Below are 14,678 nucleotides of genomic sequence, written 5' to 3' on the forward strand. Positions count from 1 at the left end.
CTCCTCCGCTCAGCTCGTGGGAACGGAGGCGACATCGAACACAATGTCGTCCACGTTGAGCTTCTTGGACAGCGTTCCGATCTGGTTCCAGCTGTCGATGGTCTCCTGCAACTCGGCGCGCGTCTGTTCGTCATAGGCCTTGTACGTGAGCAGCCGGTAGTCGGCAAGGTACTGCATCTGCTCCGGGCTGAAATCGTTCGCGGCCTTCTGGATCGACAGATACTCGTCGGGGTTGTCGATGAGATGCTGTCCGCCCTCCGTATACCCCTTGAGCACGGCGGCCGTGACGTCCGGGTGCGCCTCGGCGAACGACCGCGTGACCACGAGCACGGGGTAGTCGGGCTTGCCTGTCAGCTCTTCGTCTCCGGTGGTCAGGATGCGGGCGCCCATCTTGTTGACAGCGGCGGGGATGAAGATGTCGAAGGCCGCCCACGCGTCCACCGACCCCTGGGTGAAGGCGCCGGCTGCATCACCCGGGCCGAGGTAGACCTTCTTGATGGAGTCGGCGGGCATGTCGTGGTTCAGCATCGCTTGGTCGACGATGTACTCGCCCGCCGCGCCCTGGGTCACCGCGACCGACTTGCCCGCGAGGTCGTCGACCTTCTGGATGTCGCTGTCCGCCGGGACGACGATCGACGACCCCTTTCCGGCGGATTCTGTCGCCACACCGAGGAACAGGTAGTCTCCCGTTCCCGTGAGCCCGGTGAGGGCTCCCGAGGTCACGATCGTCGCGAAGTCCGCCGCGCCGCCGTTGAGCGCCTCGAGCGCGGGCTGGGTGGAGGGGAAGTAGCCGGCATCCGTTGCCGTGCCTCCCACCGCCTCGACGGCTTTCGGGACGTCATCGAAAAGGAAGCCTACGTTCGTGCCGGGAGTACCGACTGTGACGACGCGGGCGACCGGGGCGTCTCCACCGGTGCCATCGCCAGTGGATGGCTGCCCGGCACAGGCGCTGACGACGAGCGCGCCGGCCAGCAGAGCAGGAACCGCGAGGACGCGGAATCGGGGATGGGTGGACACAGTACCTCCAGGGGCTCGGTCATCGAGATGATCGATCGGTGATCGGGTAAGGGTGTCGCGCTATCTTCGCGTTTCGTATACGAAACGTATTGTTGCGTCACTATATACATCTCTCGGGTCCGACGACAAGTCCCCTCCGGGCGGCCACGGGCGCCACGGGCGGTCACGAATGGCAACTGCCGGCATCCCGGAGGACAGCGGATGCGGAGCTCGCGCGTGACGTGGCGGCGTGCCGAGTGGTGGATCGGGGACGCGGAGCACGCGGACGAGCACAGCTTCGTCCCGGGACGACTGCCCGCCAACGGTGTCAATGGGCGTCTGGAACCGGGGCTACGACAGTGTGCCCTGGCGACACCGTCGCGGAGCCGCCGGCTCAGCGGCCGACGGCGTAGCCGTGCATACCGCGGGGGTTAGCGGCCCCCACGACGAGCCCGTCGTCACGGCGCCCGGCCGCGACGATCCGGCCCAACGTCCACGGCCCCGAGACCGTCACGTCATGTCCGCGGCCGCGGAGCTCCGCGATGACCTCGTCACCGAGCCGGTCCTCCACGATCAGGCCGCCGGGCTTGAACAACCGCGGATAGAACGAGGACGGCATGTGCGTCGAATGCCAGGTCGCGGCGTCGATCGACTCCTGGAGGTTCAAGCCGTGCACGAGGTGGTTCAGGAGGAACACCACCGTCCACTGGTCCTGCTGGTCACCGCCGGGCGTCCCGAACGCCAGATACGGCTTCCCTTCGCGCAAGAGCATCCCCGGGCTGAGGGTCGTGCGAGGGCGCTTCTTCGGCGCGATCGAGTTCGGCAGACTCTGCTCGAGCCAGAACATCTGGGCGCGTGTCGGCAGCGCGAACCCGAGCCCGGGGATCGCGGGAGAGCTCTGGAGCCAAGCGCCGCTCGGCGTGGCGGCGACCACGTTGCCCCACCGGTCGGAGACGTCCAGGTGGCACGTGTCCCCGCGCACCACGCCGGCCCGGGCCATGGTGGGCTCACCCGTGCCCGCTCCGGCAGGAAGGATGCGGTCAGCGAAGATCGCGTCGGACAGGCGCGGCTCGCGTCCCCCCGGAGACCCGGGTCGCAGATCTTCCGACGCCTCGGGTCCGACCAGCGCCGCCCGCGTGCGCGCGTACTCGTCGGACAGCAGGTCGTCCAGCGGGACGTCGACGAAGGCCGGGTCGCCGTAGAACGCCTCGCGGTCAGCGAAGGCGAGCTTCGCGGTCTCCACCACGGTGTGCACCATCTGCGCGGAGCCCGCGGGGCCGATGTCCTGATGGGCGAGCATTGCGAGCTGCTGAAGGAGGACCGGCCCCTGGCCCCACGGCTGGGTCTTGGCGACCGTGACCCCCGCGAACTCCACTGTCGCGGGGCGTTCCCAGGACGGCTCCCAGTCGGCGAGGTCGGCCGCAGTCAGCAGGCCGGCGTGATCCTCTCCCGACGAGTCGCGGACCGGGTGACGCATCCATGCGTCCACCGCCTCGGCGACGAATCCTCGGTAGAACGTGTTGCGCGCGCGGGCGATGACCGCCTCTCGTGATCCGCCTCCCGCTTCCGCCGTTCGGACGATCCGCTCCAGAGTGTCCGCCAGCAGAGGATTGCGGAAGCGGGCGCCGGCGGCGGGGATGCGCCCTCCGGGCAGATAGATCTCCGCCGACGTGGTCCAGTGCTCGGAGAACAGTTCGGAGACCGAGTCGATGGCGGTCGACGCCTCCGGCAGGAGAGGGAAGCCGTCGCGGGCGTAGCCGATCGCGAACCGGGTGATGCGCTCCAGTGGCAGGGTGCCGTGGCGCTCCAGCATGCTCATCCAGGCGCCGAAAGAGCCGGGTACGACGGCAGCGAGGTGGCCCGTGCCGGGGATGAAGTCCAGGCCGAGATCCGTGAACGCGCTCGCCGTCGCCGCCGCGGGTGCCGGGCCCTGCCCGCACAGCACCCAGGGCTCGCCCGACGCGACATCGTAGCCGATGATCGGGGTGTCGCCGCCCAGGCCGTTGAGGTGGGGCTCGACGACGTGTAGGACGAGCCCGGCCGCCGCGGCGGCGTCGAACGCATTGCCGCCTTCCTCGAGGATGGCCATCCCGGAGGCCGAGGCGAGCCAGTGCGTGGACGCGACCATGCCGAAGGTCCCGATGAGCTCAGGGCGGGTGGTGAAACGCATGGATGAGGGTCCTCTCCAGGTCACGACATCGTGGGATGCCGGCACAGCTAGTCTTTCGCCAAGAGGGACAGTGGTTTATCCCGTGAGTGACGGTAGCCTGAGGCATATCGTATACGAAAGGCGACAGTGTGGCTCGACCGGTTCAGATCCTGCTCGGCGGCAACATCCTCACCCTCGATGAGGCTTCATCTCGCGCGACGGCGATCGCGTGGCGCGACGGGGAGATCATCGCCGTCGGAAGTGACCGAGACGTGCTCGAAAGGACCAGTGCCGACCCCGGCGAAGCGGTGCAGCTCGAAGGACGGACGGTCATCCCGGGACTCACCGACGCGCACGCGCACCTCGACCGCTACAGCCTCGGCGCGGAGCTACCCGGCTTCGAGCACTGCGAGACGCCGGCCGACGTCCTCGACGTGATCGCGGCGGCCGTCGCCGACCGAGAGCCCGGCGAGTGGATCGTGACGCGGCCGATCGGCGCTCCGCCGCGCTACGAGCAGTCGCGGCTGGGTGAGGGATCCCTCGTTCCCACACGCGCAGAGCTCGACCGGGTCGCGCCGAACAACCCGGTGTTCATCCGTTCGATCTGGGGCTACTGGAACATGAGCCTCAACCCCGTCTCGGTGGCCAACACGGCGGCGTTGCGGGCCGCCGGCGTGGATCTGCGCGACACGCCTTCCCCGAGCGCCGCCGTCGAGATGCTCCGAGACGGCTCGGGCGAGTTGACGGGCGTGTTCGTGGAGAGCGTCCGCCACCCGATCGTCGAGCACACGCTCCTGCGCGCCGCCCCCGGATTCACAGCGGCCCAGCGGGCGCGCTCGATCGCCGAGGGAGCTGCGGCCTACGCCTCCTACGGAACCACCGCGTACTTCGAGGGCCATGGAGTCGCCGACGACCTCTTGGACGCCTATGCGCTGTCGGGCGCGGGTGGACTCCGCGCCACGTTGATCTGGAGCCCGAACTGGACCGAAGACGATCCGGCAGCCGTGGGCGGCCTCGTGGAGCAGCGTCGCCGTCTTCTTCGCGCGAAGGACGCGAAGCTGGACCTGCAGGGCATCTATGTCGAGTTCGACGACGGCACCGGCGACGCGACGCTGCGTGCCCGGGGCCGTCGGCAGTCGGGCTGGGCCGGATTCACGACCGGCGCCGGCCTGCCGGAGCAGCGGATGCGGGAGCTTCTCCAGCACGCCGCCGAGGCCGGCATCCGGGTCTGCGGCATCGACATCCGCCTGCTTCCCCTGATCGCCGAGGTCGACGCGGTCACCCCGGTCGCGCCCCTGCGCTGGGTGCTCGCGCATCATCCGGTTCTCTCGTCCGAGCAGATCCAACTGATCGCCCGGCTGGGGATGGTGGTGACCACCGTCGCGCCACACTTCCTCCTCCATGGCGATGGCTCGTTCGGCGGCCCGGATGAGGGCGACTTCCTGCCGCTGCCCGCCCTGATCGAGGCAGGCGTGCCGTTCGCCTTCGGCAGCGACAACGTGCCGATCACGATGTGGGAGTCCATCTACGCCGTCACCGAACGTCTCACGGCCGGTGGGGTGCCGGTTTCCCCGGAGAACGCCCTCACGCGGGAGCAGGCGCTCGTCGCCGCGACCCGGGGAGGCGCGTGGCTGACCCGCGAGGAGACGACCCGCGGAGCCCTTGCGCGGGGGCAGGCCGCCGACCTCGCGGTCCTGGACCGCGATCCGCTCACCTGCAGCGCAGCCGATCTGCGAGCGACGCAGGCGGTGGCGACGGTCGTCGCGGGGACGCTCGTCCACGGCACTCTGTGACGGCTCGCTCAAAGCCGCGCTCGACGTCGAGCACACCATGCTCATCGCGACCTGGCACCTGCCCCGCGATGGCAAGACCTGCGCCGATCCAGGCGCCGACTTCAACACCCGGCTCGATCCGGAACGAGCGAAGAAGAACAAGGCCATCCGCCAACGGCGCAACCTCGGATTCACCCGCTCGCACGGGGACGCACTACCGACCGAGGTCCACCGTGAGGGCCTCGGCTTCCAGGTCGACGATCGCCACCGCGTCCTCGCGGGGGCGGAGACGGCCGGCCGTGATCGTCACCCGGTCGCCCTTCGCGACGGCGAGGCGCGCCCGGTGTGCGAGCATTCCGCTGACGTGCACGGCGTATGCCAAGCGGCCATCCCGGGAAATCCCGAACGACGCGTGCGGCGTCCGATGCTCACCGAGCGATACGACGGCACCCCCCGCTGCGGCGAGCGGCGGCTCCGTCAATCCCCTTTTGGCTGAACGTTCGCGGGGACGGATGCTGCGGCCCGCGGCATCCGTCACCCCGCTCTCGAGCCGAATAGACTTGTCAGGTCCGGCATCCCCGAATTTCTGGAGCTGAGCCGCGTGACCACCCCCTCTTCGACCTCTGTCGCCGATACCGTCGACAACGCCACTGCCACGCCCGAGAAGGAGCAGCCGTACGCGGCGCTCGGTCTCAAGCCGGACGAGTACGACAGGATCCGCGAGATCCTCGGCCGCCGCCCCACGTCGGGCGAGCTGGCGATGTACTCCGTCATGTGGTCGGAGCACTGCTCGTACAAGTCCTCGAAGATCTACCTCCGCAAGTTCGGCGAGAAGGTCTCGGACGAGATGAAGACCCGCCTCATGGTGGGGATGGGCCAGAACGCCGGCGTCGTCGACATCGGCGAAGGCTGGGCCGTCACCTTCAAGGTCGAGTCGCACAACCACCCGAGCTACATCGAGCCGTTCCAGGGCGCCGCGACGGGCGTCGGCGGCATCGTGCGCGACATCATCTCGATGGGCGCGCGCCCGGTCGCCGTCATGGACCAGTTGCGCTTCGGCGCCATCGACAACCCCGACACCGCCCGCGTGGTGCACGGCGTGGTGAGCGGCATCTCGTTCTACGGCAACTGCCTCGGGCTGCCCAACATCGGCGGCGAGACCGTGTTCGACGCGGTCTACCAGGGCAACCCGCTCGTCAACGCCCTCGCGGTCGGTGTCCTCCGCCACGAGGACCTCAAGCTCGCCAACGCGACCGGCGCCGGCAACAAGGTGGTGCTGTTCGGCGCCCGCACCGGCGGCGACGGCATCGGCGGAGCATCCATCCTCGCCTCCGACACGTTCGCCGACGGCGGCCCCACCAAGCGACCCGCGGTGCAGGTCGGCGACCCGTTCGCCGAGAAGGTGCTCATCGAGTGCTGCCTCGAGCTCTACCGCGACGAGCTCGTCGAGGCCATCCAGGACCTGGGCGCCGCCGGCATCTCGTGCGCCACGTCGGAGCTCGCCGCGAACGGCGGCTCGGGCATGCGCGTCGACCTCGAGAAGGTGCTGCTGCGCGACCCCACGCTCACGCCGGAGGAGATCCTCATGAGCGAGAGCCAGGAGCGGATGATGGCGATCGTGGCTCCCGAGAAGCTCGACGCGTTCCTCGCGGTCGTGGGCAAGTGGGACGTCGAGACCTCCGTGCTCGGCGAGGTGACCGGCGACGGGCGCCTGCAGATCTTCTGGCACGGCGAGCAGATCGTCGACGTCGACCCCTCGACGGTCGCGGTCGACGGGCCCGTGTACGAGCGCCCCGTGGCCTACCCCACCTGGATCGACGCGCTGCGCGAGGACTCGGCATCCGCCCTCCCGCGTCCGACCGACGCCGACACGCTGCGCGAGCAGTTCACGAGGCTCGTGGCGAGCCCCAACCTCGCCGACACGTCGTGGATCACGAACCAGTACGACTACTACGTCATGGGCAACACCGCGCTGTCGTTCCCGGACGACGCGGGCATGATCCGCGTCGACGAGCACTCCGGCCTCGGCTTCGCGATCGCCACCGACTGCAACGGGCGCTACTGCCAGCTCGACCCGTATCAGGGCGCCAAGCTCGCCCTCGCCGAGGCGTACCGCAATGTCGCCGTGAGCGGCGCCGAGCCCACCGCCGTCACCGACTGCCTCAACTTCGGCTCGCCCGAGAACCCCGAGGTCATGTGGCAGTTCTCGCAGGCCGTGGACGGCTTGTCGGACGGATGCCTCGAGCTCGGCGTCCCCGTCACGGGCGGCAATGTCTCGTTCTACAACCAGACGGGCGACCAGCCGATCTTCCCGACACCCGTCGTCGGCGTGCTCGGGATCATCGACGACGTCGCCCGCCGGATCCCCTCGGGCTGGCAGGACGCCGGCGAGAACATCTACCTCCTCGGTGTGACCTCGACCGAGCTGTCGGGCTCGCAGTGGGCGGGCACGATCCACGACCATCTCGGCGGTCGCCCGCCGGCGGTCGACCTGGCGCAGGAGAAGAAGCTCGCCGAGCTGCTGCACGCCGCGGGCCAGCAGTCGCTGGTCTCGTCGGCGCACGACCTCTCGTCGGGCGGCCTGGCGCAGGCCCTCGCCGAGACCGTCATGCGCTTCGGCGTCGGCGCGCGCGTCTGGCTGAACGAGATCATGGAACGGGACGGGGTGGATGCCGCCACCGCCCTCTTCTCGGAGTCGACCGGCCGCGTCATCGTGTCGGTGCCGCGCGAGGACGACGTCAAGTTCCGCGGACTCTGCGACGGCCGGGGCTACCCGGTGCTGCGCATCGGCGTGACGGACTCGGCGGCGGACGGCGACGAGCCGGCGCTCGAGGTGCAGGGCCTGTTCACGGTGCCGCTCGCGGAGCTGCGCGACCTCTCGACGTCGACGCTGCCCGACGCCTTCGGCCCGATCATCACCGAGCACACCGCCTGACGCAGTTCGAGCTGTCCGTTCGGGGCGTACGGCGCACGATTGGGGCGCGCGCGATGCGCCCCGAACGCGCGCGGTGCGCCCCGAACCCACAAGTAGGATGGGGTGCATGGCGGCGGAAGACGACGAGTACAGCGGTTTCAACGACACCCGGCAGCGGCGCGTCAAGATCATCGCCTGGGTGACGATCGTCGCCCTGATCCTCGTCGGCGGCGGCGCCACCGTCTTCGCCCTGCTCTTCGGCTGACGTCGTGAGGATGGCCGAGGTGTCAGCAGACTCCCGGCGACAACCGCGCTATATCGCGTTTATCATGGCAGGGTGGAGCCCCTCCTCCTCATCATGTCGAGCTTCTGGTGGATCGCTCCGGCAGCCGCGGGCGCCGGAGCGGCGACCTATGCGGGCATGACGACGCGCAGCCGCCGGGCCCGTCGCCTGGAGCTCGATGCCGCCCGCGCGGAGGAGTCCCAGGCGTATCGCGACCTGGTCGCCGCCAAGGCCCGGCTCCGCACCGCGCAGGCCGACCTCCTCACCGCGAAGTCGCGCTCCTCCGTCCCGCCCGCTCACGCCGCCGAGGCGCGGCGCGAGCTGCAGGCGGCGAGGCAGGACGAGAAGACCGCATCCCTGGCGCTGCGCGCGAGCCGTACCCGCGTGAAGGCGGGCTATGCGCAGTATCGCGCCGCCTCCGCCCGCGACCCGCTGCCGATCGACCGCCTGTACGCCGCGCACGACAGCGTCAACACGCGATGGCTGGCCTACGAGACCGACGTCGACAGCGCGTTGGCGTATCCGCAGATGACCGACCCCCGGCATCCGGCCACCGTCGTCTTCCTGCGCGCGCAGCGTGAGGCCCTCGTGAAGCGCCCGACCCTTCGCGACCGCGTGACGCCGCAGCAGTTCCTGGAGTACCGGGTCGCGGTGCGCCACCTCGAGGCGACGTTCGCCGAGGCCGAGCGGCAGGCGGGGGTTCCCGGCGCTGCGCGCCCCTCCTCGGCGGGCGCGACGGCCGCCGCCGGGCTCACCGCCGCGGCCGCGGTGCTCGCCGAGATCGCCGACCGCCTTCCCGCGCTGATCGCACGGATCCCCCCGCCCCGCGCGAGCGAGCCGCCCGCTGGCAGGGTGCCCTGAGCCGACCACGCGGCGGCGACCGGCCGTTAGCATGACAGTGTGCAGCAGTTCTGGGAGTTCGCGGGCAACTTCTGGTGGCTCGTCTTCCCGCTTATGGGCGTCCTGGGCATGGTCGGCAATGCCTGGGAGCGTGGCGCGCGCATGCGCCACAAGCGCCGTCTCGAGGTGATGCACGCGAAGGCCGAGCTGAAGGCCGCCCAGGCCGCTGCACGCGGAAAGGCGGTGCCCGCGGCCGCCCTCCCCCCGATCACCGCGCCGACGGCGACCGCGGCTTCCGCACACGGGGCGTCGGCGTCGCGCGAGACGCAGGTGACCCAGCTCGAGCGCCTGTTCGCGACGCATGACGCCGTCACCGCGCGCTGGCTCGAGTACGAGCTCGACGTCGCGAAGATCATCGGCTTCCCGGCCATGAGCGACGGGCGGCAGCCGCTCACCGCCGCGTTCCTGCGCGCGAAGCGCATCGCCGACGGGCTGCGTCCCGCCTCCGCCAAGGCGCGCCTGTCGAAGGAGCAGCTCGCCGAGTACCGCAACGCCGTAGCCGACTTCGAGGTGGCATTCGACGTCGCCGAGCGCGACGCGCGACGCCTTCGCGACTCGAGCTTCACGGTCGACGAGCGCAAGCGCCTCGACACCGCCAAGAAGCTGCTCACCGTCGCGATCGACGAGGCCGCGACCCCGGCCGAGCGCCAGCTCGCGTACCGCCGCGTGCGCGAAGAGCTCGACGGGCTCATCTCGATCTCCGACGAAGCGATCGAGGTGCTCGAGAACAAGGTCATGCTCGAGCTCGGTCCCGTCACGAGCACCACGTCGACGGTGACGGATGCTGCGCCCCCGCCCCCCGCGGAGACCGCGGCCCCCGCGGAGACCGCGGCCCGCGCGGAGACCCCGGCATCGCCCGAGCCCGAGCCGCTGCCCGCGCCGAAGCGCCCGAGCACCACCCCACCGCCCGCCGCGACGTGGCCGGTACCGTCACGCGGCAACGGAGATTCACCGGGCCGCGTGACCCACCCCAAACCCCACCGCTGAGCCCTCGCGCACGAGGCGTTTCGACTCCGGGCGCCAGAGCGCCCTCCGCTCAACGACCGGGCAGCAGGTATCAGACCCCTCATCCCGGTCGTTGAGCGAGCTTGCGAGCGAAACGCGCCCCACCGCTGACGAGCGCGCGCACGAGACGTTTCGACTCCGGGCGCTAGAGCGCCCTCCGCTCAACGACCGGGAGATCGGTGTCGACCGGCCCTCATCCCGGTCGTCGAGCGAGCTTGCGAGCGAAACGCGCCCCACCGCTGACGAGCGCGCGCACGAGACGTTTCGACTCCGGGCGCTAGATGTGATGTCCAGGCAGGTTGTTGATCCTGCTGATGGGTGGGGCTCCGATTGCGGAGTGTCGCCTGTGGTGATTGTAGAAGTGGATCCAGCCGGGCAGGGCGTCGCGGCGTTCGGTCTCTGACGGGTAGAACTTCGCGTAGGCCCATCCGTCGGCCAGCGTGCGGTGGAAGCGCTCGATCTTGCCGTTGGTCTGCGGGCGGTACGGGCGGGTGCGCTTGTGTCTGATGCCGAGGTCGGCGCAGGCGTCTCGCCAGGCAAGGGACCGGTAGCAGGAGCCGTTGTCGGAAAGGACGCGCTCGACGGTCACGCCGTGATCGGCGAAGAACGCGATCGCGCGGGTGAGGACGCCGACGGCAGTCTCGGCTCGCTCGTCGTCGTGCTCTTCGACATAAGCCACCCGCGAGTTGTCGTCGACGACGGTGTGGAAGAACCCGGTGCCGGTCCTCGGCTTGTGGTCCTTGCCGCGCGGCAGTCCTGGCGTCTCGAGCTTGTTCCGGGCGCCCTGCTGCCGTCCGACGAACCGGTGCCCGCCGCCGTCGGGGATGCGACCGAACTTGGTGACATCGACGTGGATCAGTGCGCCGGGATGGTCGTGCTCATAACGGCGGATCGGCTCCCCGGTGACCCGGTCGATCGCGGAGAGGCGGTTGAGGCCGCAACGCACCAGAACCGCGTGAACGGTCGACGGAGCCAGACCGAGCTCACCGGCGATCTGGACCGGGCCCAGCCGACGCCGCCAGCGGGCCTTCACGATCTTCTTCACAACCGGCGACGGCGTCTTCGCAGGCATCGAGCGGGGGCGGCTCGACCGATCCGACATCCCCGCCGGCCCCTCGGATCGGAATCTGGCCGCCCACTTCCGGGCTGTCACGGTCGAGACCATGAACATCTTCGCTGCCACCTGCAGTGGCCACCCCTCGTCGACGATAAGGCGCGCGAGGCGCAGTCGGGCACGGGGAGTCAGAGCAGCGTTAGCGTGGGACACGAGGGCCTCCTGCGTTCGTGAAGCGGTTGAACTAGACAGCTCCACTTCACAACCGGGAGGCCTTCGCTACTCAGCTACTCCGGGCGTGTCCCGAAACAACGTCCCTGGACATCACAGCTAGAGCGCCCTCCGCTCAACGACCGGGCAGCAGGTATCAGGCCCCTTCTCCCGGTCGTTGAGCGAGCTTGCGAGTCGAAACGCGCCCCACCGCTGACGAGCGCGCGCACGAGGCGTTTCGACTCCGGGCGCTAGAGCGCCCTCCGCTCAACGACCGAGAGATCGGTGTCGACCGGCCCTCATCCCGGTCGTTGAGCGAGCTTGCGAGTCGAAACGCGTCGCACCAGCGAGCAACACCGGCCCGATACGGCTTCCGCGTCAGGCGGCGAGCTCGGGGTGGGCGTCGATCCAGCCGTCGATGCGGGCGAACCACTCGAAGAGCCACGCCGCGCGGGCGTCGAGGTCGTCGGGGATCTCCGACCGGGGCACGCGCCACGCGCGCATCGTGATGCCCTTGTCCATCGGCAGCTCGCGCCAGATGTCGCGGAGGGTGTGGAGCCGGTCGAGGCCCGTGTGCGCGATGAACACGACGTCGGCGTCCGGGGCGGCATCCAGCGCCGCGTGCATGCCGCCCGGCTGAGGTGCCATGACGTGCGTCATCGCCTCGGCCCGTTCGGCCATCGCCTCGCGGCCCGCGTCACGCAGCCTCTTGATGCGGGAGCGGCGCCGGGTCGGACTGACCTGACCGCCCTCGGGGAAGATGACGAACGCATCGTCGGGTCCGAGCGCCGTCGCGAGCTCGCCGAGCGCCTCCTCGACACGTGAGCCGCCGCCTCTGCGTCCGTGACCGAATCCCGACGGCACGATGAAGCGCGCCGGGATCCGGTGCAGGAGGATGTCGATCGCGGGATCCCACTGCAGCGTGTACTTCAGCACGATGCGCGGCCGGCGCCCTACCTCGTTGAGCAGCGTGTGGATGAGGATGAACGAGTCGCCCGGGCCGCCGTGCCGGCTCGCCACCACGAGCGGAGCGCCAGGGGCGAACAGCGTATCGAACGCTGCGCGGCCGGTCACAGCATCCGTCCCCTCCGAGCCCGTCGTCGTGATGGTAAGCCGGAGCACGCCGCCGAAGATCCAGAAGAGCACGCGCAGCGCCCAGGCGCCGAGCCGGTAGTGGGCGGTGACGAAGGCCGGTCGGCGCAGGGCGTACCCGAAGCCCGACGCGATCCACAGCGCGAACAGCGCTATCACGAGCATCGCGTCCCACAGCAGGTACACGGTCACGAGCCACAGCACACGCGGCAGCCGGAAGCGCCCCGGAACGAGCGACGTCAGCGCGAGGGCGACGAGCAGCCACACCGGCGTGAGCGCCAGCATGAGCAGGGCCGCCACGATCACGAGCGGGGCGAGAAGGATGCGGCGCAGCCAGGCCGGGAGCATCCGCATCAGGTCTCCTCGTCGGCTCGAGGCGTTTCGTCTCCGCGTTTCGACTCGCGAGCTCGCTCGACGACCGGGGAGGTGGTCTCGGCACCCAGCCCGCGGTCCGCGAGGAACACGCGGCTGGCATCGTAGGCTGCGTCGATGCGGCGGCGGACGGTGTCCATCCGGCGGTACGACATGAGCGAGTCGTCGCCCTCGAGCCCGCCGCCGCTGGGAAGCACGTACAGGGCGACGCCGCTGGGCAGGGTCGCGACGTCGCGGGCGTAGCGGTGCCGGCGGGCGATCTCGAAGGCCACGCGCGCGGTGTCGACCGCGGACTTCGGCGCGACAAGCGGGGTCTCGATGCGGCCGACCTGCAGCACGTAGACCGTGGTGGCGCCCACCGCCACCGCTTGTTCGATCGGGATCGAGTTGACGATCCCGCCGTCGATGAAGTGCTCATCGCCGATGCGGGTGGGCGGCAGCAGGCCGGGTACCGACGCCGACGCGAGGATCGCCTCGATGAGCGGCCCCGACTCGAACACGTGCTCCGCCGCGCGCTCGATGCTCGCGGCCACCACCCGCAGCCGCACGGCGAGGTCTTCGAACGTCGTGTCGGCGCCGAGTGCCCGCTCGAGGAGGTGCTGCAGCGGCGCGGGCGAGTTGAGGTGCGTCTTGGTCTTCACGAGTCGCGTGAACTGCGCGAACAGCGAGTCGCCGTACACCGCGTTCGCCTCGGGCGAGGTCCACGCGTCGAGCAGGCGCTCGATCACCGCGGGCGTCGGGTCGCTCGCGACGAGCGCGCCGTTGATCGCGCCGATCGATGTGCCGACCACGACGTCGGGGTGGATTCCGGACTCCAGCAGGGCCTGCAGCATCCCGATCTCGACAGCGCCGCGCACACCCCCGCCGCCGAGAACGAAGGCCACCGTCATGCCCACACCCTATTGCGGCGCCCCCCGCTCAACGACCGGGTCGCAGGTATCAGGACCCTTTCCTCGGTCGTTGAGCGAGCGTGCGAGTCGAAACGCCCCGGACCGGCGAACAACACCGACCAGCGGATCCTCGAACACTCAGGGCGTTCGACCGGAGGCTGTGAGGCTGTCGACGTACTCCTGGTTGTCGGCGATCCACTCCGCCACGACGGGGCCGTAGTCGTCGCCGTCGTACTGGCCGAACATGGCGTCCTCGAGCGAGTACAGCAGCTCGTTGTCCATGCGGAAGTCCTCGAGCCAATCCGAGATCTCGGGGAACTCGTCCGCGAACGAGGTCGACGCCACCGTGTGGATGCCCTCGGCATCGCCGAGCAGGCCGTCCGGGTCTTCGAGGTCCTTGAGCGGGAACGCGTTGTACGCCCAGTGCGGCCGCCAGAGCGTCACTGCCACGTTGCGTCCGGCATCCGTCGCGGCCTGCAGCTCGGTGAGCATCGCGGGCGTCGACGACGTCACGAACTCCATGCCCCCGAGACCGTAACCGGGGATGACGTCGTTCTGCGTGACGGTGACGAGCCCCGACCCCGCCTCGATGCCCACGAGGCGATCGCCGAACACGTCGGCGTTCGCGGCGAGCTCGGTGAGCGAGTCGATGGGGGCGTCCTCGTTCACCGCGATGGTGAGCTGGGCCTCGTCGTTCCAGGCGCCCAGGTCGACGAGGTCATCGCCGTAGGTCTTCATGAAGTCGGCGTGCGTGAGCGGCAGCCACGTGTCGAGGGTCAGATCGTAGTCGCCCTTCGCGATGCCGGTGTAGGCGGCCGCGGGGTCGGCGTACTCGAGGTCGACGGTGTAGCCCTTCTCCTCGAGCACCGCTCTCCACAGCTCGGACGCGGCGATGCCCTCATCCCAGCCGTTGAACACGGCGATCGTCAGGTGACCCTTGCCGGGTCCGCCGACGCCCGCCTGCACGAGCGCGCCGTTGACGAGCAGGGCGGCGGTCCCCGCCAGGGCGAGTCCGGCCGCGATGATGCGTCGCTTGGTCAT

Annotated in this window: 12 protein-coding genes; 6 read left to right on the forward strand and 6 right to left on the reverse strand. The window is 70.0% G+C overall.

Annotated elements, in window-relative coordinates:
• Positions 1-9: 9 nt before the first annotated feature.
• A complete protein-coding gene (locus MRBLWH7_RS13435) occupies positions 10-816 on the reverse strand; it encodes an ABC transporter substrate-binding protein (protein WP_341995264.1) in 807 nt (268 codons plus the stop codon).
• Between the two features lie 574 nt (positions 817-1,390).
• Positions 1,391-3,166 carry a gamma-glutamyltransferase family protein gene (locus tag MRBLWH7_RS13440; protein WP_341995266.1) on the reverse strand — a complete coding sequence of 592 codons (1,776 nt, stop codon included), beginning with the start codon at positions 3,164-3,166 and terminating at the stop codon, positions 1,391-1,393.
• Positions 3,167-3,294: 128 nt separating this feature from the next.
• On the opposite strand from MRBLWH7_RS13440, the gene MRBLWH7_RS13445 reads away from it, so the two are divergent.
• The 6 genes from MRBLWH7_RS13445 to MRBLWH7_RS13470 all read left to right on the forward strand — a co-directional run bounded on the left by MRBLWH7_RS13445 (position 3,295) and on the right by MRBLWH7_RS13470 (position 10,001).
• Complete coding sequence (locus tag MRBLWH7_RS13445) at positions 3,295-4,938, forward strand: amidohydrolase family protein (RefSeq protein ID WP_341995270.1); 1,644 nt, start codon at positions 3,295-3,297, stop codon at positions 4,936-4,938.
• Between the two features lie 37 nt (positions 4,939-4,975).
• Positions 4,976-5,413, forward strand: a complete 438-nt coding sequence (locus MRBLWH7_RS13450; protein ID WP_341995272.1) for a hypothetical protein — start codon at positions 4,976-4,978, stop codon at positions 5,411-5,413.
• A gap of 105 nt (positions 5,414-5,518) precedes the next feature.
• Complete coding sequence (gene purL / locus MRBLWH7_RS13455) at positions 5,519-7,852, forward strand: phosphoribosylformylglycinamidine synthase subunit PurL (protein ID WP_341995274.1); 2,334 nt, start codon at positions 5,519-5,521, stop codon at positions 7,850-7,852.
• A 106-nt stretch (positions 7,853-7,958) separates the two neighbouring features.
• On the forward strand, positions 7,959-8,096 hold the full coding sequence (locus tag MRBLWH7_RS13460) for a hypothetical protein (protein ID WP_181911767.1): 138 nt from the start codon (positions 7,959-7,961) through the stop codon (positions 8,094-8,096).
• A gap of 72 nt (positions 8,097-8,168) precedes the next feature.
• Positions 8,169-8,975 (forward strand): hypothetical protein, encoded by an 807-nt coding sequence (locus tag MRBLWH7_RS13465; RefSeq protein WP_341995277.1) that lies wholly within the window; start codon positions 8,169-8,171, stop codon positions 8,973-8,975.
• 39 nt (positions 8,976-9,014) lie between these two features.
• Entirely contained in the window at positions 9,015-10,001 is a 987-nt protein-coding gene (locus MRBLWH7_RS13470) for a hypothetical protein (protein ID WP_341995279.1), read from the forward strand.
• Between the two features lie 295 nt (positions 10,002-10,296).
• On the opposite strand, the gene MRBLWH7_RS13475 is transcribed toward MRBLWH7_RS13470, so the two are convergent.
• From MRBLWH7_RS13475 to MRBLWH7_RS13490, 4 genes are all read right to left on the reverse strand, one after another.
• Positions 10,297-11,286 (reverse strand): IS481 family transposase, encoded by a 990-nt coding sequence (locus MRBLWH7_RS13475; protein ID WP_341995282.1) that lies wholly within the window; start codon positions 11,284-11,286, stop codon positions 10,297-10,299.
• A gap of 375 nt (positions 11,287-11,661) precedes the next feature.
• Entirely contained in the window at positions 11,662-12,729 is a 1,068-nt protein-coding gene (locus MRBLWH7_RS13480) for a 1-acyl-sn-glycerol-3-phosphate acyltransferase (RefSeq protein WP_341995284.1), read from the reverse strand.
• On the reverse strand, positions 12,729-13,637 hold the full coding sequence (locus MRBLWH7_RS13485) for a patatin-like phospholipase family protein (RefSeq protein ID WP_341995286.1): 909 nt from the start codon (positions 13,635-13,637) through the stop codon (positions 12,729-12,731). Before MRBLWH7_RS13485 ends, MRBLWH7_RS13480 begins: the two co-directional genes overlap by 1 nt.
• 138 nt (positions 13,638-13,775) lie before the next feature.
• Positions 13,776-14,678 (reverse strand): glycine betaine ABC transporter substrate-binding protein, encoded by a 903-nt coding sequence (locus tag MRBLWH7_RS13490; protein ID WP_341995288.1) that lies wholly within the window; start codon positions 14,676-14,678, stop codon positions 13,776-13,778.

Origin of the sequence: Microbacterium sp. LWH7-1.2 (assembly GCF_038397755.1) — a bacterium.
In the GTDB taxonomy this organism is placed as follows: domain Bacteria; phylum Actinomycetota; class Actinomycetes; order Actinomycetales; family Microbacteriaceae; genus Microbacterium.

Bases quoted from the DNA above. Each gene is read 5' to 3' on its own strand.
- MRBLWH7_RS13440 (WP_341995266.1), bottom strand. From the start codon at position 3,166: ATGCGTTTCACCACCCGCCCTGAGCTCATCGGGACCTTCGGCATGGTC.
- MRBLWH7_RS13450 (WP_341995272.1), top strand. From the start codon at position 4,976: ATGCTCATCGCGACCTGGCACCTGCCCCGCGATGGCAAGACCTGCGCC.
- MRBLWH7_RS13460 (WP_181911767.1), top strand. From the start codon at position 7,959: ATGGCGGCGGAAGACGACGAGTACAGCGGTTTCAACGACACCCGGCAG.
- MRBLWH7_RS13480 (WP_341995284.1), bottom strand. From the start codon at position 12,729: ATGCGGATGCTCCCGGCCTGGCTGCGCCGCATCCTTCTCGCCCCGCTC.
- MRBLWH7_RS13485 (WP_341995286.1), bottom strand. From the start codon at position 13,637: ATGACGGTGGCCTTCGTTCTCGGCGGCGGGGGTGTGCGCGGCGCTGTC.
- MRBLWH7_RS13490 (WP_341995288.1), bottom strand. From the start codon at position 14,678: ATGACCAAGCGACGCATCATCGCGGCCGGACTCGCCCTGGCGGGGACC.